This window comes from Bacteroides sp. 51, from assembly GCF_010500965.1.
Classification (GTDB): Bacteria; Bacteroidota; Bacteroidia; order Bacteroidales; family Bacteroidaceae; genus Bacteroides.
The window spans coordinates 1-347 of the sequence record NZ_QVMI01000145.1 but is presented as its reverse complement, the minus strand read 5'-3'; the positions used below and the strand labels follow the sequence as shown (position 1 = coordinate 347).

The 347-nt window shown below is 40.3% G+C and carries 1 protein-coding gene; it reads right to left on the bottom strand.

Annotated features, from left to right (window positions below):
* Positions 1-156 precede the first annotated feature (156 nt).
* Positions 157-347, bottom strand: a 191-nt coding sequence (locus D0T87_RS23880; protein WP_163178678.1) for a hypothetical protein, incomplete at its 5' end; no start/stop codon positions are given.

Here is a 347-nt window from a genome sequence, read left to right as displayed (position 1 = left end):
ATTTAGGCAAATTGTAATTCTAAGTTTTAATTCTGGTGTTATAAATAAGAATCCGTTCACAACTTGGAAACAGGTAAAGTGCAGAAAGAAACATTGCCCGAACTCTTTCACGATATGGAAGCATACGAGAAATAAGTTTGGAGCGATTCACTGCCTTTAGTGAATGAGAAAGAGTTGATGGTTGTTACACCTGAAGGAGAATACATTGGTAATTTTTACGGGAGATAATGGCACGGCTACCACTATCGTTTCTTCATTAAACGAACGGACAAAACGAGCGTAAGTTTCGTGGGGCAATCCCGCAATCAGGTCCAGATGGAGTACAACCTTCCCGCCATCCATCAATT